The sequence below is a fragment of the Actinocorallia sp. API 0066 genome (assembly GCF_020991275.1).
Taxonomy (GTDB): Bacteria; Actinomycetota; Actinomycetes; order Streptosporangiales; family Streptosporangiaceae; genus Actinocorallia.
Genome location: NZ_JAJLQY010000003.1, coordinates 241,215 through 260,277, shown reverse-complemented (window position 1 = coordinate 260,277; position 19,063 = coordinate 241,215). Strand labels below are relative to the sequence as shown.

Below are 19,063 nucleotides of genomic sequence, written 5' to 3'. Positions count from 1 at the left end.
TGAGGACCGTGATGACCCCGCTCGCGCCAGTACACGACCCCCGCACCGGCGGCGTGATCGACCAGATCGCGCTGCTCCCGGAGGACGCCGTCGGGGGGACGGCCCAGCGCGCCGCCTTGGCCGCCGCCTCCTGGGCCGCCGTCCCTCTGGCCCACCGCGCCGCCCTGCTCGCCGCGACGGCCCGCGTACTGGCCGAGCGGGCCCCCTCGCTCGTGCCCGCCTTCACCCGCGAAACCGGCAAAACCCCCACCGAAGCCCAAGCCGAACTAGCCCGAACCTCCGAAACCCTGGAGTGGATAGCCCAAAACGCCCAAGCCGCCCTCACCCCCACCCCCGCGCTGACCCGCGTTCCTGCGGCCGATCTCGGCCCGTCCCGGGAGGCGGCGATGGAATCGGCGGGCTCCGCGCTTGCTCTTGCTTCCGCGTCGGGTGCCGGGCCGGGTCGGGAGGTGACGGCGGAACCGGCGGGTCCGGCGTTGGCGATCGTGCCGTCGAACTTCCCGGCGGTCGTCACCGCGCGTAAGGCGGGTGCCGCGCTTGTCGCGGGCTGCCCGGTGGTGGTCAAGGCGCCGGAGACGGCGCCGTCGATGGTCCGGGCGTTCGTCGCCGCCGCGCACGCCGCGGGTGTGCCCGAGGACGTCCTCCAGGTCGTGTTCACGACGCCGGCCGGGGCGTCCGCGCTGGTGCGGCGGCCGGAGTTCCGCACGGTGAGCTTCACGGGTGCGACGCGCACCGGACGGCTCGTCGCCGCCGCCGCGGCCGAGACCCTCGCGTCGTGCGTGCTGGAACTCGGCGGCCACGCGCCCGCGATCATCACCGCGGACGCCGACCTTGACGCCGCCGTCGCCGCCCTCGTCCCGATGAAGTTCGGCTCGGCCGGACAGAGCTGCGCCGCCCCCAGCCGCTTCCTCGTCGCCGAGCCCGTCGCCGCCCGGTTCGTCGCGCTGCTGCTCGCCGCCCTCCCGACCCTGGACCGCGACCCCGGCGGCACCCTAGGCCCCCTGCACACCGCCTCCCGCCGCACCGAGGTCCACACGTTGGTCGACGACGCCGTAGCGCGCGGCGCGACACTCCGGGCAGGCGGCACGATCCCGCCGGGCCCCGGCTGGTACTACCCGGCGACGGTCCTCACCGACCTCCCGCCCGACGCCCGGATCCTCACCGAGGAACCGTTCGGCCCGCTGGCCCCCGTCCAGACCTTCACCACCGAGGACGAGGCCGTAGCCCTGGCCAACACCACCCCCTACGCCCTGGGCGCCTTCCTCTTCGGCGACCCCGCCCGCGTCCGCCTCCTGGCCCCCCGCCTCAACGCGGGCCGAGTCTGCCTCAACCTAGCCACCGGCGCCGACCCCGCCTCCCCCCTCTCCGGCCGCCTCGACAGCGGCTACGGCTACGAAGGCGGCCCCGAGGGCATCCAAGCCTTCACCCGCCTGAAAACCACCCTCACCCCATCCCCCTGACCCACCGCCAACGGTCACGCGGCACAGCAACTCACCCATCGCCCGCCGCTGCCGCACGCACCATCACGATCCCCCGCCCTCTCATCGGCATAGGCGATCCGCCCGCCGCGAACCATCAACGCGACAGGCAATCTCTTCCGACGACCACGCCGTGATGTACGGCACCTCTCCCCACCGGACCAGATTCATAACAGACATAGACATATGCACACAATTTCCTCGCACCAAAAGATCAGAAATGCCGTGGTATCTGCCTTACGGACATGCTGGGCATCGTTCTTCGGGCGTGGCGGCGCATGCGTTGGTGGCCAGCTCGGCGGCGGAGGGGATCGCACCCTTTTGCACCCGTTTGTTCCGATTTCCGGGTTGTGACTCAGGTCGGCCCGCCCCGGCGATCTCAGCTCGATTCGTGGCGATCGCCACCGATCCTCATTAGGGCGCGTGATTGACAGCCAGGGCCGTACAAGAAGTGCTTATACGGACCTGGGCATATCTGGGGGCCTCTTGTAGTCTCGCCCCATGGAAATCAGGAATCTCCCCGAACTGGTCCAAGCGATCATGAAAGACAAGGGGTGGACCCAAGCGGACCTGGGCAAGGCATGGGGGCGGACCGAGGCTTGGGTGTCTCTTGTGCTCGATGGGAAGCAAGATATCCGCTTCAACCAGCTTTCGGACATGCTGGGACGCATAGGCTATGAACTGGTCATACGCCGCAAACCCGATGGGCGGCAGTGAAGCGACGCGAGTTCATCACCAAGGTGGCGACCGTGGCTTTGTGCCGACCGCCACCGACAGCCCGTACCGAGACGCGCTGCGATCTTCTCAGCCGATCACCGCTGTGGAATTGACCGGACCGCTGGTGCACATTGCGCCCTTGGTCTCATCGGCTCGTTTGCACGGATATCTCGCGGAGATCGTCGCCCTCTCCGCACGGTGGCGGAACGTGCCAGAGGTCAAGAACATGCGTTAGCAGATCGGGACGCTCCTGATGTAGTGGTCGGCCAAGAGCGGGGAGCCATGGCAGGGGGCCACCCCACCGAATCCGGACCGTTACTCGGGCTGGTGGGGAACGGCCCGCACACATCCGCACCCTCGCCCCCCGTCTCAACGCGGGCCGAGTCTGTCTCAACCTCGCCACCGGCGCCGACCCCGCCTCCCCGCTCTCCGGCCGCCTCGACAGCGGTTACGGCTACGAAGGCGGCCCCGAAGGCATCCAAGCCTTCACTCGCCTCAAGACCACACTCATCCCGTCCTCCTGACCCGTTCCCGCCGAGGCGGGCGTCAGCATCCCTGACGGGAGATGGAGCCTCCGGCCGGAACCTTGAAGGAGCCGCGAGACAGGCCGCCGCCCACGGTGAAGTCGAGATCGGTGACGGAGAACGTGTACTTGCCGGGGCCGTCGCAGCTGAAGGTGAACCGGTCGGCCAGGAGGAGCTGGCCGTCGGGGTCGCCCGAACCGCCGAAGTAGGCGGCCTTGATGAGCTTGCCGTCCTTGTGCAGCTTGTAGCGGCCGTGGACCGAGCACTTCTGACGCGACCAGAGGATGGTTCCGCCCCAGCATCCGGTCTCGAAGCTGCCGTGCTTGTGGCCGCTGGTCTTCAGGCACAACGACCACACGACGGACTTGCCCGAGCCCCGGCTGTCGGTCGAGACGCTGCACGTCTCCTTCGGTCCCTTCTTGGCGACGGCCAGCGCCGGCGCGATCTTGCGGTCCTCGGCCTGCTGCTGCTCCCACTTGACCTGTTCGGCCTTCTCGTCCTCGACCTGGAGCGCGAGGAGTTTCTTCATCAGGTCGACGCACTCGGCGACGATCGGCTCCTGGAGCTGCCTACAGTCGCTTTCGACGAGGTTGTCTCCTTTGCTCAGGAGCAGATGGACAAGGGTGTCGTCGAGTGCGGGCGACAACAGGGGCGGGTGGCCGGCGCGGACCGGCGCGCCCGTGGCGGTGACGGTGAGCAGGGCAGTACCGAGCACGACGGCCGCCGACCGCCTCCAGCCGAACGGCATTGGGTGACATGACATGCGCACATGGTAACGATCTCGGTGGCGCGCAAGCCGCGATCGCGCCCCGGGCCCGGGCCGTCACCCGGGCCCAGGGCGCGGCTTGTCGTGCGGGTCGGCCACCGGGGTGGCGGAGGGGCCGTCGAGGAGGGTGAAGGCGTCGTCCAGCAGGGCGGAGAGGTCGGCTTGGCCGTTGGTTCTGGCCCAGCGGGGGAGGACCAGGTCGTAGATCTTGAGGGCGGTGGCGGCGGTGAGGCGTAGGCGGAGGTCGTCCGGGGGGGCGTTCTCGCGGGTGGCGAGTTCGGCGGTCAGGGCGGTTTCGAGGTCCTGTTGGCGGTGTAGGTGGCGGGCGTGGAGGGCGGGGGTGTCGTGGACCAGGCGGACTAGGGCGGCGGATTTGTGGGGGTTCGCGGTGAGGACGGGTAGGGATGCCTGGAGGGCGGCGCGGACGGCGTCCAGTGGGGGCTCGTCGGCGGGGCGGGTGCGGAGGGCGGTGACGACGAGGTCGCCGAGGTCGCTGAGGACCTCGATGATCACGTCCTCCTTGGACTTGAAGTAGCGGAAGAAGGTGCGGCGGGAGCAGCCCGCGGCCTCGGTGATCTGGTCGATCGTGGTGCCCTCGAAGCCGTGCGCGGCGAGCAGTTTCAGCGCCACCTCGCCGAGCTCCTGCCGGACGGCCCGGCGTTTGCGCTCGGCGATGCTGGGCGGCTCGGACTTCCAGATCACCCTGGAACTGTATCAACCATGCCAGACGTGCCCCTCAATGCAAGAGTTGACACTCAGTGCCAAGATGGGCATGATGAGGCACATGGCTAAGTGGACGGCAGTTGACATTCCTGATCAGACCGGTCGTACCTTCGTTGTCACCGGCGCCAACAGCGGCCTGGGGCTGGAGACGGCGCGGCGGCTCGCCGAGCACGGCGCGCGGGTGATCATGACGGCGCGCGACCCGGAGAAGGGCAGGGCGGCAGCCGCGGGCCTGCCCGGCGAGGTGAAGGTCCGCACGCTGGACCTCGCCGACCTGGATTCCGTCGCCCGGTTCGCCGCCGGGGTCGAGCGCGCCGACGTGCTCGTCAACAACGCGGGCGTGATGATGACGCCGCGCGGCACCACCGCGCAGGGGTTCGAGCTCCAGTTCGGCACCAACCACCTCGGGCACTTCGCGCTGACGGCGCTGCTGTACCCGGTGCTGCGGGAGGGCTCCGCGCCGAGGGTCGTCACGGTCAGCTCCAGCCTGCACCGCCGGGGCCGCATCGACTTCGACGACCTGGGCGCCACCGGCTCCTACTCACCGGCCCGCGCCTACGCCCAGTCGAAGTTCGCGAACGTGCTGTTCGGCCTGGAGCTGGACCGGCGGCTGCGCGCGTCCGGCAGCCCCGTCGTCAGCACTCTCGCGCACCCCGGCTACGCGGCGACCAACCTCCAGACCTCGGGCCCGACCGGCATCATCAACCTGGGCGGCCGCATCGGCAACCTGCTCCTCGCCCAGCACGTCAGCAAGGGCGCCCTCAACCAGCTCTACGCCGCCACCGCCCCGGACGTCGAGGGCGGCTCCTTCTACGGCCCCGACGGCATCGCCGAAAGCCGTGGCCACCCGAAGCTCGTCCGCCCCGTCCGCTCCGCCACCGACCCCAACACCGCCCGCCGCCTCTGGGAGACCTCCGAAAAACTCACCGGCATCCCCTTCCCCGTCTAACCGCCAAGGCGCCCCTCTTCCCAACCGGTGGTCACGCCTGGTCAGAAGCCGAGTCGACGGAGGAGTTGGCGCGGTTCGCCGTGGCGGGGGATCTGATGGTGAACAGGATGACGAGGAACGCCAGGACGACGAGGCCGAGGCCGACGGTGAAGGCGGTGCCCATGCTGTCGGCGATGGTCTCGGCCGATGGTGGCGACGCGGGCCCGGGGGCGGCCGCCGCCGGGCCGTGGCCGCCGAGGCCCGAGGCGTACACGGTGGACAGGATCGCGATGCCCAGCGACGCGCCCGTGAGCAGCGCCGTCTGGAGGACACCGGCCGCGACGCCGGACTCGGCGGGGTCCACGGTCGACATGATGGCGATGTTGAACGGCACCACGACGAGGCCCATGCCCGCGCCGACCAGCAGCATCGGCCCGGCGACGCCGGTGAGGTAGCCGGTGTCGGCGGCCAGGGGGACGAGCCAGCCGATGCCGACGCCGAGGATCGCCGTTCCGGCGAGGGCGGTGGACCTGCCGCCGATCCGGCCGATCAGCTTCGGCGCGTTCTGCGCGGTGACGAGCATGCCCGCCGCCATCGGCAGGAACGCCAGCCCGGCCTGCAGCGCGTTGTGGCCGAGCACCTCCTGGAGGAACTGGATGATGAGGAACTGCGTGCTCATCGTCACCATGGGGATGAGCAGCAGCGCGGCGAACGCCCCGGCGCGGGTGCGGTCGGCGAACAGCCGCAGCGGCATGATCGGCTCCTTCGCCCGCGCCTCGATGAGCACGAACCCGATGACCAGCACCACACCGGCGATCAGCGAGCTGAGCGCGACGGGATCGGACCACCCGTGCTCACCGGCGCGCACCAGCCCGAACGTGACGGCGACCAGGCCCAGCACCGAGGCCAGCGCACCGCCTACGTCGAGCCGACCGGGCCGGCGGGGCGACTCGGCGACGAACCTGGGCGCCAACGCCAGGACGAGCAGCCCGATCGGGACGTTGACCAGCAGCACCCACCGCCACGACAGCGCACTCGTGATGACGCCGCCCAGCACCAGGCCGAGCGTCATCGCCGAGGCGGTGACCGAGGAGTACACGCTCAGCGCCCTGGCCTGGAGCGGCCCCCGGAAGTTGGTGACGAGCAGCGCGAGCGTGCTCGGCGCGGCCAGCGCCGCACCCAGGCCCTGCGCCGCGCGGGCGGCGGTGAGCCAGCCGGGCCCTTCGGCGAGGCCGCCCGCCAGCGACGCGGCGGTGAAGACCGCGATGCCGACGAGGAAGGTCCGGCGGCGGCCGACGATATCGCCGATCCGTCCGCCGAGCAGCATCAGCCCGCCGTAGGCGAGCAGAAAGGCGGTCGAGACCCAGGACAGCCCGGAGGGCGTGTAGCCGAGCCCGGCGCGGATCTCGGGCAGCGCCACGTTCATGATCGTCCCGTCGAGCATCAGCATCAGCTCGCAGGACACGATGATGGCCAGCGCCACCCCGGCGACGCCGGTGAGCGCCTGGACCGGTGGCGAGGTGGCGCGCTCGGCTTGACTGGACAAGACTCCCCCTTGAGGACGACGGACGATCAGGGCCGTGATGTGATCCGGAATAGTGAACCACATGGTTCACTATAGAGATTGGTAGGGTGGGCCGCAACGGCTTTGCGGCGCCGTCGGCCTGCCCGGATCGGGGCCGCGCGGCCCGAACGGAGGTGCTGATGGCCAGGGCGGACGCCGCCGAGGGCGCGCCCCAGGAGGCCGCTCCGGACAGCCCCGAGGGGCCGACCGTCCACCGGCGGCGCGGCGAGGAGCTGCGCCGGGCGATCCTGGACGCGGTGATCGAGCAGCTCGGCACCGTCGGCTACGCCCGGCTGAGCACGAACACGGTCGCCGCGGCGGCGGGCACCGGCAAGGCGGCGCTCTACCGCCGCTGGCGCAACAAGGAGGAACTGGTCCGCGACGCCCTGCGCGACCTGCTGCCGGAGCCGCCGGAGGTCACCGCCGGGACGCCGTTGCGCGACGGGCTCGTGTCGCTGCTGCGCTACCTAGACCAGGCCGTGTACGACTCGCGGGGAGCCGCGTTCCAGGCGGTCGCCGCGGTCGGGCCCCAGCAGACGTCGGGGCTGCGCGAGCTGTTCCACGAGGCGGTCACCAGCCCGTGTGAGCAGCGCATCGCCGACCTGATCCGGTGGCACGGCGGCGCGCACACCGTCGACGTCGCCGCGGTCGCCGCGGCCGGACCCGCGATGATCCTCTACCGCTGCCTGAACGGCGGGGCCGAGAGCACCGGGCAGGAGATCGAGGAGGTCGTCGACGGCCTACTTCTGCCGCTGGTACGGCCAGGGCCCACGACCCCGGCAGGCTGACCCCGGCCCTGCTCGGCTGTTACTCCGACTTCAGGGCTTTGATGAAGGCGCCGCAGGAGGCCGGGCTGAACGCCAGAACACCGCCGCCCGGGTTCTTGGAGTCCCGGAAGTACCGGTCCGGGACGCCGGAGGCCGCCTCGACGCACGCCGCGTACGGCCCGTCGCTGTAGGAGGACTTGGAGAACCTCAGTTCCATGCGGACCCTTTCTCCCTCCACGAACCCACCTCACCCGAGTCTACGCCGCAGCTCCTCGGGCGATCCGTGGGCTGGGTGCGGAACTCGGGTGTCGGGCGGGGGTCAGGCGACCGAGTCCAGGTGGCGGAGGGCCGTCGCGTAGGACGTGAGCAGGGACGTCTCGGTGTAGGGGAGGCCGAGGGAGGCGCAGTGGGCGCGGACGAGAGGGCGTGCCTCGCGCAGCGCGGGGCGGGGGAGGGACGGGAACAGGTGGTGCTCGATCTGGTAGTTGAGACCGCCGAGCATCCAGTCCGTGACGGCGCCGCCGCGGACGTTGCGTGAGGTGAGGACCTGCTTGCGCAGGTGGTCCCAGTCGTCGTCCGGCCCCTGCATGGGCATGCCCTTGTGGTTGGGCGCGAACGCGGCGCCCAGGTGCAGGCCGAACAGTCCCTGGTGCAGCGCCATGAAGGCGAGCGCGACGGGCACCGGCAGCAGCAGGAACGCCGCGCCGAAGTAGAGGACGTGGTGCGCGGCGAGGAGCAGCGCCTCGGTGCGGCGCTCGGCGGCGGGCCGCTCCCGCAGCGCCCGGACGCTCGACACCTGCAGGGCGATCCCTTCCAGCAGGGTGAGCGGGAAGAACAGGGCGGCCTGGTTGCGGGTCAGCCAGCCGATGACGCCGGTCGTCCGGCCGATCGCGTCCTCCTTGGTGAAGACGAGAGCGCCGGGGCCGATGTCGGGGTCCTTGCCGACGTGGTTGGGATGCGCGTGGTGCGCGTTGTGCTTGTGGTTCCACCAGCCGTGGCTGAGGCCGAGCATGAGGTTGCCGAGGAACAGGCCGAGCCGCCGGTTGGCGCGGGCCGTCGCGGCGATCTGCTTGTGGCCCGCGTCGTGTCCGAGGAACCCCAGCCGCGCCGACAGCAGCGCGGCGGGCACCGCGAGCGGGAGCGCCCACCAGCCTCCGACGGCCCCGGCGGCGGCCCAGACCGCGACGGTCGCCAGCGTGGTGAAGGCGATAGAGCGGGCGTAGTAGCCGGTGCGGCGTTCCATCAGCCCGCTGGCCCTTACCTTGCGGGCCAGCGGCGTGAAGTCGCTGCCGGTCCGCGGCGCTGCGAGGGTCTTGGTCAAGGTCTCTCCAGGGTTGTTGGTGTGTCGCTTCCGACGTTACGGATCGCGCCACCGGTCGCGAATCACTCGCCCGAGCCACCCGTCGGTCTGGCTCCCAGGTCCCTGGCGGCGGACCGCTCCACCCTGTAAGGGCCACCGGCCGGTCCCCGACGTCGTGCCCACTTCTACCAGACGTCCGCCTCGGGAAGCCGGTGGTCAGGCACGTGCGGGGTGTTCCGGGCGGATCGCGGCGAGCATGGCACCGCCTTCCGGGCCTGAGCGCGTGCGCGCGGTCGCCGGGTCGCGCCGCGACGCCTGCCGTGCCCGGCCCGTTCAGGAGGCGGGGCGGGGCGCGGGTGTCTGGAGGCCGGTGAGGATGAGGTTGACGAGGGCTTGGACGTCGTCGTTGGTGAGGGGGAGGCGGGTGAGGAGGGCGCGCATGTAGAGGGGGGCGGTGAGCGTCTCCAGGACGAGGCGGGGGTCGGTGGCGGCGGGGAGTTCGCCGCGGGCGACGGCGCGGTCGATCATCGCGGCGGCGAGGTCGAGGCGGGCCCGCCAGAACCGGGCGCGGGCGGGTTCGAGGGTCTCGTCGTGGTTGAGGGCCATGGACTGGGCCAGGGCACGGCCGAGCGGGGTGTGCACGTGGGCGTTGACGAGGCGGACGAACTCGGTGAGGTCCGCGCGCACGGAACCGGTGTCCGGGATCGGGACGTGGTGGCCGCTGTGGTCAAGGAGGGCTTCGAGGACGAGGTTCTCCCGGGTGCGCCAGCGGCGGTAGATGGACGTGTCGTGCACACCGGCACGGGCGGCGACGTCGACGATGCCGACCTTCTCCACCCCGACCTCGGCGATGGCCTCGATCGTCGCGCCGAGGACGGCGGCCCGGACCCGCTCGCCGCGGCCACCGGGGCGGCGGCGCACCTCGCTCTCGCTCACGGACGCCATCGTAGTGGGCCGCTCCATAAAGCAGAGGCCCTTGCTTTTGGCGCGAACACCCGGTTACGTTAAAGCAGAATCTTCTGCTTTTAATGGATCGGGAGGGCATGATGGCGTACGAGTGGCCGCTGGAGCCCGAAGCGCTGTTCCTTGAGCGGTACCCGCACATGACGTCGACCGGGATGCCGGCCGTGGACGTCGACGGGGTCCGCGCCGAGATCACCGACATGTGGGCGGACGGGCCGGGCGGCTGGGTCCACGAGTGGTCCCGGGTCGCCCGGCGGTACGCGGGCGCGGGCAGGCACGACCTCGCCGCGCTGGCGTACGGGTGGGCCAAGTTCCCCAGCCTGGCGAACACCACCAGGCGGGACGCGTTCGAGCACCAGCTCTCGGAGTACCTGCTGGCGGCGTCCGGCTTCGACGTCGGCTTCGAGCGCCGCGTCGTCACCGTCCCCGACGGGACGGGCGGCCGGGTGGACGTCCCCGTGCACCTGTTCGCCGTGCCCGGCGTCGCGGCGGACGTGCCCGTGCTGCTCGTCAGCGGCGGCGTCGACACCTGGAAGATGGACCTGCACGCGGTGCTGGTGGGCTTCACCCAACTCCTGCGCGTCCGGGTCCTCGCGTTCGACCTGCCGGGCACCGGCGACACCCCCGGCCCGATGACCCCGCACGGCGGGGCCGCGATCGTCACCGGCCTCATCGGGCACGCCAGGGGGTTCGGCGCCCGCCGGATCGGGCATCTGGGCGTCTCCATGGGCGGCCACTACGCGGCCCGTTCCGGGCTCGAAGGCGCGGTGGACGCCGCCGTCGTCCTCGGCGGACCGGTCGAGCGCGCGTTCGCGCCCGGCTGGAAGCCGAGCTTCGGCATGGACGGCATCGTCGGCAACGCGCTCGGCCTCACCGCCCCGCCCGGCCCCGCCGACTGGGACACCCTGATGCCGCCCTTCTCCCTGCGCCCCCTGCTCGACCAGGACCGCAACGCCCCCATGCTCGTCGTCAACGGAGCGGACGACGTGCACGTCCCGCCGCACGACACCCTTGTCTTCGAGGGCCGCCGCGACACGAGAACCCTCCTGCTGCCCGACGCGGGCCACTGCGCCGTCCGCAAGCTGGACGAGGTACTCCCCGAGACCATCGCCTGGCTCACGGACGCGCTCGGCTCCTGAACCCCCTGGGCCCCGCGCGCGGGGCCCAGCCCCGGCGCCGGACGGGCTCGTGCGTTGGGCGCCGGGGCCGCCCGGATCAGGGCTCCTCGGTCGGGGGGTCGGCGGCGGTGAGGCCGGGGACGGCGGTGCCGGTGGACTCGTTCCCGGCGGGCGACTGCGCGGCGACCATCCAGACACCGCGCCGCTTCACCAGGCCGAGGGTGAGGTGGTTCCTGACCAGCAGCGGCTGCGGCCCCGGTCCTGAGTCCTCGAACAGGGGGCTCTCCGCGTTGATGTCGAAGACCAGGACGGCGCCCGCCATGTCCCCGTTGAGCTCGGTGACGTAGACGGCGCTGGTCCTGGACGTCAGCTTCAGCTGCTTGGACGTCCACTCCTTCTCCAGCCTGCTCGCGACGAGCGCCTCCTTCTGCGTGGCCAGCGCGTCGCCGGTGAGGAAGGACAGGCTCCGGTCGATGGACCCCTGCAGATCCCGGTAGTCGAAGCCGCCGACCGCGTCGCCGTAGTCCGCGACCCGCCGCACGAGCTCCTGCCGCGCGCTCTTCTCGGCCGCCAGCGCCCGCCACTGGTGCAGCCCGACCCCCGCCGTCGCCGTGGTGACGGCGAGCGCGGCGACGAGCACGGCACGGCCGGACGTCGGGACGGCCGCCCGCAGCCCGGCCCACCCCGCCGCGAACCGGCCCCGCCGGGCGGCGGTCTCGCCCTCGTCGGGAGCGGCGTCGGGCGTGTGGTCGGCGGTGGCCCCGTCCCCGTCCTTGTCGGGGTCGGTGGCCGCGCGTAGGGCGGTGGTGAGGGCGGCGTCGTCCAGCGGGGCGTCGCCGTCGTCGAGGATCTCGATGACGCGGACGCGCCGGACCGGCCCGTTCTTCCTGGCGCCGGTGGGGGGTTCGGTGGGCATGGGGACTCCGTGGGGTCTCAGCGGTCGTGGCGGCGGCGCAGCACATGGACGAACCGGACGGCGGCGCCGCCCAGGACGAGCAGCGCGAGCGCCGGGGGCAGGTGGACGGGCCAGGACGGGGAGCCGTCGGACGGAGGCCGGGCGGCCTGTCCGGTCGGCGTGCCGTGCGGGACGGAGGTGCCGTTCGGCTCCGGGACGGGCCCGTCACCGGGCGCGGGCACGGGCGCGGCGGCGGGCGGGGTGCGCGGGCCGGGGAACGAGCCGTCCGGGCAGGACGGCACGGGGCCCGGCTGCAGCTGCGGCCGCTGGTGCCGGTGTTCGAGCGGCGCGATCTTCCGGGTCTCCATGATGAAGGCCAGGTTGAGGGTGGGCCCTCCGCCTTCGATGGTGATGATGTCGGACAGCAGCGCGCGGACGTCGTCGGCCATCAGCAGCAGGTCGCTGAGCCCGTCGAGCCGGGCCGGGGCGGCGACGTCGGCGAGGAGGCCGTCGAGCGCGGCGACGGCGCAGGGGGTGGTGTCGCGGGTCCGCGCCAGGAGGCGGGCGAGCCGGGCGGCGAACCCGGGCCCGGTCCTTGCCGTCTCCGCCAGCTCGTCCCGGACGGAGGTGAGCGACGACAGCAGCGCGGCGGATCCGTCGACGGTCGCCGCCACGTCGTCCTTGTGCGCGGCCAGGGTGCGGGTCAACGCGCTGAGGTCGGTGATGAGCTGGCGCAGTTCCGGCGACCGGGTGGCGAAGGCGGCGGTCAGCCGGTCCGCGCCCTCAACAAGATCACGCAGCGACTGGTCCCGTCCCTCCAGGCCGAGGGCGAGCTCGTGGACGATCGTCCTGGTCGCCTCGGGGTCGATGGCCTTCAGCGCGTCGATCGCCTCGCCGAAGACGGTCCTGTAGCTGACGGGCACGGACGTGCGGTCGATCGGGATGACGCCGCCCTGCCCCATCCGGGGCCCACCTTCCGCGCCGGGCACGGGGCTCAGCTCGACGTGGGGTTCGCCGACCGCCGACCCGCGCGCGGCGGCGGCCCGGAGCCGGGCGGGGACGCGCACCCCCCGGTCGATCGCGAGGACGACGACGACCCTGTGCCGTTCCGTCTCCAGCCTGACCTCCCGGATCCTCCCGATCCGCACCCCGAGGTAGGAGACCTCGGCTTCGGGCCGCAGTCCGGGAGCGGAGGCGAACTCCGCGCTGATCGTGTACGGGCGGCTGACGAGGCCGGGAAAGACGGTCCCGACCGCCCACCCGCCGAGCGCGAGTGTGAGGACGGCGAAGAACGCGAGGTTCGCCTGGACGCGGCGGCCGTTCACCCGTGCCCTCCGGGAAGGCCGTCGAGCCGGGAGCGCAGCGCGCGCGGCCACGGGACGTCGCCGGGCGGGTCCGGTTTGACTACCGCGGACACCAGGAGCTGGCCGTCGTACAGGGCTTTGGGGACGTCCCGCTCGAAGCGGACGAGGCTGTCGATCAGCGCGGTGAGCTCACGGCGTCCGCCGGCGAGTGTCCTGAGCACCGTGTCGAGGCGCTGGAGCAGGAGGCGCAGGTCGTCGGCGCGGTTGACGAAGACCCGGTCGTTGAGGAGCCTCGCGGTGGTGGTCGCCTTGGTGACGGCGGCGAGGATCTTGTCCTTGTCCCGTCGGATCAGGGCGGTGCTCTCGGCGATCCGGCCGGGGTCGAAGGCGTGCGCGTCGGCGGCGAGCCGTCGGCCGATCCGGGCGAGGCCGTCGATGGTGTCGCCGAGCTGGCGGCGCTGCGCGGCGAGCAGCGCGGCGAGGTCGCCGGACGCGGTGAGCACGTCCCGTAGCTGGTCGCCCTGCCCGCCGAGCGCGAGCGCCCCCTCGCCGACGAGCGTGGCGAGGTCGTCGCCGCTGACCGCGCGCAGGATCTGCCCGGCGTTCCCGACGACGGTCTCGAACCGCGGGGCGACGCCGGTTCTGGCGATCCGGTCGCGGTGGCGCAGGTACGGGCCCTGGGTCAGGTCGCGGCCGGGCGGCAGCGTCAGCCTGACGTAGTTCTCGCCGAGCAGTGACGTCTGCGCGATCTCCGCGACGACAGCGGTCGGGATGCGGATCCCGTCCTTGATCGACATGGTCACCTCGGCCTGGAATCCGGCGACGAGCGCGACGCGGGTGACGCCGCCGATGGTGACGTCCGCCATCTGCACGCCGTGGCCGGAGACGAGGTTCTGCGCGTCGCTGAAGCGCGCCGTCAGGGTGAGTGAGCCGGTGACCCCGCCGAGCCGGGACGGCGCGCACCCGGACAGCGCGGCGAGCGCGGCGAGCACGGTGACGAGGGCGAGGAGCCGCTTCATCGGGCGGCCTCCCACGGGCAGTTCGACAGGTATGGCCCCGGGACCACACACCGGTCGGGGATGCCGAGCTGCTGGAGGAGGTGGCGGAGCTGCGGGTCGAGGGCGAAGCGCAGCTCGATCCGGTGCTCCTTCCGGTTCCACGAGGTGAGGAACGCCCTGCTCGCCGCCGGGAGGGCGTCGACGAACTCGCCCAGGTGCTCGCTGTTGCCCTGGAGCGTGAGCGCCACCCGCGTCAGCGCCGCCATGTCGTCCACGAGTTGGCCGTCGTACTTCTCTAGCAGCGCGTGCCCGCTCCGGATCAGCTTCGCGAGCCCCTGGACGAGCTGGGTGATCGCCTCGCGTTCGGCGGCGAGGGTTCTGGTCGCGGTGGCGAGCCCGTCGAGCAGGTCGCCGAGGGCGTCCTCCTTGCCGCGGACCGCGCCGAGGGCGGTGTGCAGGTTGTCGGCGATGGCGGCGAGGTCGTCGGCCTGCCCGCCCACGGTGTCGGTGAGCCGGCCGAGCTGCTGGAGCGCGCTGTTGAACGCCGTGCCGTTGCCGCTGAGGGAGGAGGCGAGGTCGCGGGTGAGGTCCCTGGCCCGCACCGGATCGACGGCCTGGAGGATCCCGGTGAAGGCGGCGAGCGCCTCGTCGGTCTCGACGGGCAGGACGGTGCGTTCGCGGGGGATGGCGAGGTCGCCGGTCGCCTTCGGCCGTCCCGGCGTCCAGGGCGACAGCACGAGGTTGCGTTCGCCGACCACGTTCAGCGGGACGATCGAGGCGACGGCGTCGGCGGGCAGCGGCACGTCCCGGTCGACGGACGCGCGGACGCGGACCCCGGTGTCGGCGATCCGCACCTCGGTCACGGTGCCGACGTCGAGGCCGAGCACCTTCACCCGGGACCCGGCGTAGAAGCTGGGCGCCCGGTCGAACGTGACCGTCACCTGGCGGTCGCCGCCGTCGGGCATGGCACAGCCCGCGACGGCCAGAGCCAGGGCGAGTGGCGGCAGCAGCGCGCGGGCGCGGCGGCGGGTCGGGACGCTCATGGTCTCGCCTCCGGGATGAGGACCTGCTGGGGCGGTTGGAGGAAGCCGAGCCCGGACAGGAACCCGGCGAGGTGCCCGGTGTCGGCGACCGCCGCGAACCCCTTGAAGGTCGGTCCGAGCAGGGCGAGGCCGGTGTTGAGTTCGGCGGTGCGGGGCGCGAGCGCCGCCGTCATCCGGTGCAGCCCGGCGAGCAGCGCGTCGATCTCGTCCTCCCGGTCGGCCACGGTGTCGCCGAGTGCCTTGAGCGTCCGGCCGCTGGCGCCGAGCGCGGCCGACAGCGTGTCCCGGTGTTCGGCGATGACCCTGAGGAGGGTGCGGGCGGCGTCCAGCAGGGTGGCGAGGTCGGCGGTCCTGGCGGCGAGCACGGTGCTGAGCCGCCGGGAGTCGGTGATGAGACGGCGGATCTCCGGCGCGTGGTCGTTGAGGGTGGCGGCCAGGGCGCCGAGGTCGAGCAGCAGTTTGCGCAGGTTCTGTGGGGACGGCAGCTTCGTCTGCCGGGCCTCGTCGAGGATCCTGGTGATGCTCGCGACGTCCAGGGCGCCGAGCGTGGTGGTGCCCGTGTTGAGCGCGTCCACCAGGGTGTGGGGGACACCGGTCCGCTCTACCGGGATCCGGCGTTGGGCGGCGGGCAGGGTGTGCAGGTGGGGCCCGGTGACGGGGCCGCTGACGCGCAGGTAGCGGCCGCCGAGGAGGTTGGCGGTGGTGATCTCGGCGCGGGTCCGCGGGCCGAGCCTGACGCCGCCGTCCACCCGCCAGGTGATGACGACGGTTCCGGTGGCGAAGTCGGGCGTCACCTCGGTGACCGCGCCGATCCGCACCCCGGCCTGCCGCACCTCGTCGCCGCGTTTGATCCCGCCGGAGTCCCGGAAGACGCCCGACATCTCGTAGCCGCCCCGGAACAGGCCGAGCTGCCCGTAAGCGAACGTGGCGGCTACGGTGACCGCCAGCAGGAGGGTGACGACCACGGCGACGCGCCGCTGGTCCACGTCGCGCAGGGAGCGCAGAGCCATCAGTCGGCCTCCTCGGTCAGCGTGCTCATGAGGTCGGCGAGCTTCTTGAGATTGACGGCCGCGTCGGCGGGCGGCTGCGCCGCGCCCTGGCCGGGGAGCCGCAGCGGCCACGGGCACGGGGCGCGGACGACGTTGAAGCACATGACGTTGATGCGGGCGAAGTGGCCGCCGTTGGTGAGCGTGAACAGCGCCCGCAGCGTCGGCGGAAGCTGGGTGATCGCCTTCTCGATCTTCGCGGTGTTGGCGACGGCGGTGTCGGTGATCGCGCTGAGGTTGGCGATGGCCTGGCCGAGCTGCTTCTGGTTCCCGCTGAGCACGGTGTCGAGCGAGGCGGCGACCTGGCCGAGCTCGTCGGCGGCGTCGCCCAGCAGGTCGGTGTTGCCCGCGAAGGACTTGCTGATCGCGGCGAGGTCGCCGATGAGCGTGGCGATCTGGTCGTCGCGTTCGGCGGCGACATCGCTGAGCTTGGCGAAGTCGTCGGTGAGGGACGCGATCTGCTCCCTGCGGTCGGCGAAGGTCGCGATGAGCGTCTGGAGGTCCACCATGAGCAGGCCGAGGTTCTGCCCGTTGCCCTCCATCATCCGGGCGACGGCCTGGAGGATCTGGTTGAGCTGCGCCGGGTCCAGGCCACGGGTGAGCGGCCCGAGCTGGTTGACGATCTCGCCGAGGTCCACGACGGCCTTGGTGGCGGTGAGGGTCGCGCCGTCGCGGAGCGGCGCGCCGGTGCCGGTGCCCGGCACGAGGTAGAGCAGGCGTTGGCCGATGAGGTCGCGCCAGCGCACCTCAGCGGTGCTGTCGGGGGGCAGCTTCAGCGTCCTGTCGATCCGCAGCGTGACGAGCGCGCGGCCGTCGGCGACCCGGACGTCGGTGACCCTGCCCACGGGCGTCCCTGCGATCTTCACCGGATCGCCGGACCGCAGCCCGCCGACGTCGTCGAAGACGGCCTTGAGGACGAGCGCGTCGGGGTAGCGGGGGCCGTGGATCCGCGCGCCGACGAACCAGGTGAGCGTCCCGGCGACGAGCGCGAAGACCACAAATCTGAGGAGGACGGACGGGCTGGGGCCGTTCCTGCCGAGGACGCCGTTCACCGGCTGCCGTCCGTCGCCGTCGGCCGCTGGTCGCGCGGCGGGCACAGGTCCACGAACGTGCCGCAGGGGTCGAGGGGTATGTGGTTGTTGACCGCGCCCATGAGTGTCCCGTCGGGGCCGGGGAGCCGCAGCAGGCCCGCGAGGTCGCCGAAGAGCTCCTGGAGCGCCCGCAGCAGTGGGAGGAGGTCGTCGCGGTGCCGGTCGAGCACCCGGGTGAGGCCGCCGGTGGAGTCGAGGATCCGGCCGATGCCGGGCCCGCTGGTCCGCAGCAGCGCGGTCGCCTCGTCGGCGAGGTCGGAGATCCCGTCCAGGGCGTCGCCGAGGGCGGCGGGGTCGTCGGTGAGGACGGGCAGGAGCGTGTTGAGGTCGCGGGCGGCGGCCGGCGCGGTGTCCGCGCGGGTCGCCAGGGTGCCGGTCAGCGCGGCGGCGTCGCCGATCAGCCGCCGGAGCGCGGCCGGGTCCTCGGTCACGACGCCGAGCAGCGTCGCGGTGTCGCCGGTGGCGCGCCGGATCCGGGCGCCGTTGCCGCGCAGGGCGGCGGCGAGGGTGCTGACGACGGTGTGCAGTTCGCCCGGGTCGACGGCCTCGGTCAGCGCGCTGAGCGGCGCGCCCGCGTCGGCCAGGTCGGTGGGGTCGGCCGTGCGGGTGATCGGCGCGTGGTCGGGCAGGTAGGGCCCGGTGCCCTCGCCCGCGCCGAGGTCGAGCACGAGGTCCTTCGGGCCGAACACCGAGAGCGACTCGACGCGCGCGGACGCCGTCACCGGGATCGGCACCCCGGCGTCGATCCTGACGCGGACGACGGCCCGGCCCGTGGCGTCGAGGCCGACGCCCGTCACCGCGCCGACGGGCACGCCGCGCACCCGGACGGCCGAGCGGGTGTCCAGGCCCTGCCCGGTGTGGCCGAAGGACGCGGTGTACGTGCGCGTGGTGGACGGGGCGGGCAGCAGGAAGGCGGCGGCGACGGCGCCCACGGTGGCGAGGACGGCGAGGGCGCGCCGTGCGGTGAGGTGGTTCATCCGGCGAGGCTCACCGTCCCGCCGTCGCCCCAGAACAGCGACGACAGCAGCAGGTTCGCCACGATGACGGCGACGCTGGAGGAGCGGATGGCGCGTCCGGCCGCCACCCCGACGCCCACCGGCCCGCCGGACGCGTGGTAGCCCCGGTAGCAGTGGACGACCATGATGATGAAAGCGAACACCACGACCTTGACGACGCTGTAGAACACGTCGCGCGGCGGCAGGTACAGGTGGAAGTAGTGGTCGTACACGCCGGGGGAGAGCCCGAAGAACCGCACCGAGATCAGCCGGGTCGCGAAGAACGACGCGAACAGCGCGAGCAGGTAGAGCGGCACGAGCACGGCGATCGTCGCGGCGATCCGGGTGCACACCAGGTAGGCGATCGGGTTGACGCCCATGACCTCCAGCGCGTCGATCTCCTCGCCGATGCGCATCGCGCCGATCTCGGCGGTGCAGGCCGAGCCGACCTGCGAGATGAGCGCGATCCCGGTGATGACGGGCCCCAGCTCACGGACCGTGGTGAACCCGGCGATCAGCCCGGTGAAGGACTCCACGCCGAGCCGCTGCAACGACGGGTAGCCCTGGACACCGACGATCGCGCCGGTGAAGAACGACATCGCGAATAGTACAAAGACCATGCCGCCGCCGACGAGGAGCGCGTTGACCCCGATGGTCATGTCGCTCATGTGGCGGACGACGACCTTGCCGTACTTGCGGCGTAGCAGCAGGTCGAGAAGCAGGTGGCGGACGACCCGGGCCAGGAAGAGCGGCGGGGCCGTGGCGGCGGCGGAGAGCCGTCGTGCCCGGGCCCGGACCAGCGAGCCGAGCCGGCGGCCGGGGAGGATGGCGGCCAAAGGGGGG

General features: G+C 72.5%; 20 protein-coding genes. 6 read left to right on the top strand and 14 right to left on the bottom strand.

The annotated features are described in order from the left end of the window. Positions 1-11: 11 nt before the first annotated feature. The 3 genes from LO762_RS09005 to LO762_RS33865 all read left to right on the top strand — a co-directional run bounded on the left by LO762_RS09005 (position 12) and on the right by LO762_RS33865 (position 2,719). The gene (locus tag LO762_RS09005; RefSeq protein ID WP_230613958.1) at positions 12-1,460 is read left to right on the top strand and encodes an aldehyde dehydrogenase family protein; all 1,449 of its coding nucleotides are present in this window, start codon (positions 12-14) and stop codon (positions 1,458-1,460) included. Between the two features lie 519 nt (positions 1,461-1,979). Next, positions 1,980-2,195, top strand: a complete 216-nt coding sequence (locus LO762_RS09000) for a helix-turn-helix domain-containing protein (protein WP_230613956.1) — start codon at positions 1,980-1,982, stop codon at positions 2,193-2,195. Between the two features lie 305 nt (positions 2,196-2,500). Next, on the top strand, positions 2,501-2,719 hold the full coding sequence (locus LO762_RS33865; protein WP_374201547.1) for an aldehyde dehydrogenase family protein: 219 nt from the start codon (positions 2,501-2,503) through the stop codon (positions 2,717-2,719). Between the two features lie 22 nt (positions 2,720-2,741). On the opposite strand, the gene LO762_RS08995 is transcribed toward LO762_RS33865, so the two are convergent. Together LO762_RS08995 and LO762_RS08990 are read right to left on the bottom strand one after the other, a co-directional pair. Continuing rightward, a complete protein-coding gene (locus tag LO762_RS08995) occupies positions 2,742-3,482 on the bottom strand; it encodes a hypothetical protein (protein WP_230613954.1) in 741 nt (246 codons plus the stop codon). A 60-nt stretch (positions 3,483-3,542) separates the two neighbouring features. After that, on the bottom strand, positions 3,543-4,187 hold the full coding sequence (locus tag LO762_RS08990; protein ID WP_230613953.1) for a TetR/AcrR family transcriptional regulator: 645 nt from the start codon (positions 4,185-4,187) through the stop codon (positions 3,543-3,545). Positions 4,188-4,269: 82 nt separating this feature from the next. Between LO762_RS08990 and LO762_RS08985 the strand changes: the two genes are divergently transcribed. Beyond that, complete coding sequence (locus LO762_RS08985; RefSeq protein WP_230613952.1) at positions 4,270-5,157, top strand: oxidoreductase; 888 nt, start codon at positions 4,270-4,272, stop codon at positions 5,155-5,157. A 31-nt stretch (positions 5,158-5,188) separates the two neighbouring features. On the opposite strand, the gene LO762_RS08980 is transcribed toward LO762_RS08985, so the two are convergent. Beyond that, positions 5,189-6,682 (bottom strand): MFS transporter, encoded by a 1,494-nt coding sequence (locus tag LO762_RS08980; RefSeq protein ID WP_230613950.1) that lies wholly within the window; start codon positions 6,680-6,682, stop codon positions 5,189-5,191. Positions 6,683-6,840: 158 nt separating this feature from the next. On the opposite strand from LO762_RS08980, the gene LO762_RS08975 reads away from it, so the two are divergent. Next, complete coding sequence (locus LO762_RS08975) at positions 6,841-7,488, top strand: TetR/AcrR family transcriptional regulator (protein WP_230613949.1); 648 nt, start codon at positions 6,841-6,843, stop codon at positions 7,486-7,488. A gap of 19 nt (positions 7,489-7,507) precedes the next feature. Here LO762_RS08975 and LO762_RS08970 read toward each other — a convergent pair whose 3' ends face one another. From LO762_RS08970 to LO762_RS08960, 3 genes are all read right to left on the bottom strand, one after another. Beyond that, positions 7,508-7,684 carry a DUF397 domain-containing protein gene (locus LO762_RS08970; RefSeq protein ID WP_230613948.1) on the bottom strand — a complete coding sequence of 59 codons (177 nt, stop codon included), beginning with the start codon at positions 7,682-7,684 and terminating at the stop codon, positions 7,508-7,510. Between the two features lie 102 nt (positions 7,685-7,786). Further along, positions 7,787-8,788 carry an acyl-CoA desaturase gene (locus LO762_RS08965; RefSeq protein ID WP_230613947.1) on the bottom strand — a complete coding sequence of 334 codons (1,002 nt, stop codon included), beginning with the start codon at positions 8,786-8,788 and terminating at the stop codon, positions 7,787-7,789. Positions 8,789-9,100: 312 nt separating this feature from the next. Next, positions 9,101-9,703, bottom strand: coding sequence for a TetR/AcrR family transcriptional regulator (locus LO762_RS08960; protein ID WP_230613946.1), 603 nt, complete (start codon positions 9,701-9,703; stop codon positions 9,101-9,103). Between the two features lie 107 nt (positions 9,704-9,810). Here LO762_RS08960 and LO762_RS08955 point away from each other — a divergent pair, with 107 nt between their 5' ends. After that, positions 9,811-10,869 (top strand): alpha/beta fold hydrolase, encoded by a 1,059-nt coding sequence (locus LO762_RS08955; protein WP_230613944.1) that lies wholly within the window; start codon positions 9,811-9,813, stop codon positions 10,867-10,869. Positions 10,870-10,945: 76 nt separating this feature from the next. Here LO762_RS08955 and LO762_RS08950 read toward each other — a convergent pair whose 3' ends face one another. Genes LO762_RS08950 through LO762_RS08915 form a run of 8 tightly spaced genes read right to left on the bottom strand, consistent with a single transcriptional unit; the run spans position 10,946 to position 19,056 of the window. After that, positions 10,946-11,764: a hypothetical protein gene (locus LO762_RS08950; RefSeq protein ID WP_230613942.1), complete on the bottom strand. Its 819-nt coding sequence runs from the start codon at positions 11,762-11,764 to the stop codon at positions 10,946-10,948. A gap of 17 nt (positions 11,765-11,781) precedes the next feature. After that, a complete protein-coding gene (locus LO762_RS08945; RefSeq protein ID WP_230613940.1) occupies positions 11,782-13,068 on the bottom strand; it encodes an MCE family protein in 1,287 nt (428 codons plus the stop codon). After that, positions 13,065-14,066, bottom strand: a complete 1,002-nt coding sequence (locus LO762_RS08940) for an MlaD family protein (protein ID WP_230613938.1) — start codon at positions 14,064-14,066, stop codon at positions 13,065-13,067. The genes LO762_RS08945 and LO762_RS08940 overlap by 4 nt, the downstream gene beginning before the upstream one ends. Next, the gene (locus LO762_RS08935) at positions 14,063-15,088 is read right to left on the bottom strand and encodes an MCE family protein (protein ID WP_230613936.1); all 1,026 of its coding nucleotides are present in this window, start codon (positions 15,086-15,088) and stop codon (positions 14,063-14,065) included. The genes LO762_RS08940 and LO762_RS08935 overlap by 4 nt, the downstream gene beginning before the upstream one ends. Beyond that, complete coding sequence (locus LO762_RS08930) at positions 15,085-16,098, bottom strand: MlaD family protein (RefSeq protein ID WP_230613934.1); 1,014 nt, start codon at positions 16,096-16,098, stop codon at positions 15,085-15,087. Before LO762_RS08930 ends, LO762_RS08935 begins: the two co-directional genes overlap by 4 nt. After that, the gene (locus tag LO762_RS08925) at positions 16,098-17,231 is read right to left on the bottom strand and encodes an MCE family protein (RefSeq protein WP_230613932.1); all 1,134 of its coding nucleotides are present in this window, start codon (positions 17,229-17,231) and stop codon (positions 16,098-16,100) included. Before LO762_RS08925 ends, LO762_RS08930 begins: the two co-directional genes overlap by 1 nt. Next, on the bottom strand, positions 17,183-18,202 hold the full coding sequence (locus LO762_RS08920) for an MCE family protein (protein WP_230613930.1): 1,020 nt from the start codon (positions 18,200-18,202) through the stop codon (positions 17,183-17,185). Before LO762_RS08920 ends, LO762_RS08925 begins: the two co-directional genes overlap by 49 nt. Beyond that, positions 18,199-19,056, bottom strand: coding sequence for an ABC transporter permease (locus tag LO762_RS08915; protein WP_304523633.1), 858 nt, complete (start codon positions 19,054-19,056; stop codon positions 18,199-18,201). Before LO762_RS08915 ends, LO762_RS08920 begins: the two co-directional genes overlap by 4 nt. Positions 19,057-19,063: the final 7 nt, after the last annotated feature.

What these genes read in the sequence shown, in the direction of transcription:
- LO762_RS09005 (WP_230613958.1), top strand. Translation starts at nt 12, where the DNA reads ATGACCCCGCTCGCGCCAGTACACGACCCCCGCACCGGCGGCGTGATC.
- LO762_RS09000 (WP_230613956.1), top strand. Translation starts at nt 1,980, where the DNA reads ATGGAAATCAGGAATCTCCCCGAACTGGTCCAAGCGATCATGAAAGAC.
- LO762_RS08995 (WP_230613954.1), bottom strand. Translation starts at nt 3,482, where the DNA reads ATGTCATGTCACCCAATGCCGTTCGGCTGGAGGCGGTCGGCGGCCGTC.
- LO762_RS08985 (WP_230613952.1), top strand. Translation starts at nt 4,270, where the DNA reads ATGGCTAAGTGGACGGCAGTTGACATTCCTGATCAGACCGGTCGTACC.
- LO762_RS08975 (WP_230613949.1), top strand. Translation starts at nt 6,841, where the DNA reads ATGGCCAGGGCGGACGCCGCCGAGGGCGCGCCCCAGGAGGCCGCTCCG.
- LO762_RS08970 (WP_230613948.1), bottom strand. Translation starts at nt 7,684, where the DNA reads ATGGAACTGAGGTTCTCCAAGTCCTCCTACAGCGACGGGCCGTACGCG.
- LO762_RS08955 (WP_230613944.1), top strand. Translation starts at nt 9,811, where the DNA reads ATGATGGCGTACGAGTGGCCGCTGGAGCCCGAAGCGCTGTTCCTTGAG.
- LO762_RS08950 (WP_230613942.1), bottom strand. Translation starts at nt 11,764, where the DNA reads ATGCCCACCGAACCCCCCACCGGCGCCAGGAAGAACGGGCCGGTCCGG.
- LO762_RS08940 (WP_230613938.1), bottom strand. Translation starts at nt 14,066, where the DNA reads ATGAAGCGGCTCCTCGCCCTCGTCACCGTGCTCGCCGCGCTCGCCGCG.
- LO762_RS08935 (WP_230613936.1), bottom strand. Translation starts at nt 15,088, where the DNA reads ATGAGCGTCCCGACCCGCCGCCGCGCCCGCGCGCTGCTGCCGCCACTC.
- LO762_RS08930 (WP_230613934.1), bottom strand. Translation starts at nt 16,098, where the DNA reads ATGGCTCTGCGCTCCCTGCGCGACGTGGACCAGCGGCGCGTCGCCGTG.
- LO762_RS08920 (WP_230613930.1), bottom strand. Translation starts at nt 18,202, where the DNA reads ATGAACCACCTCACCGCACGGCGCGCCCTCGCCGTCCTCGCCACCGTG.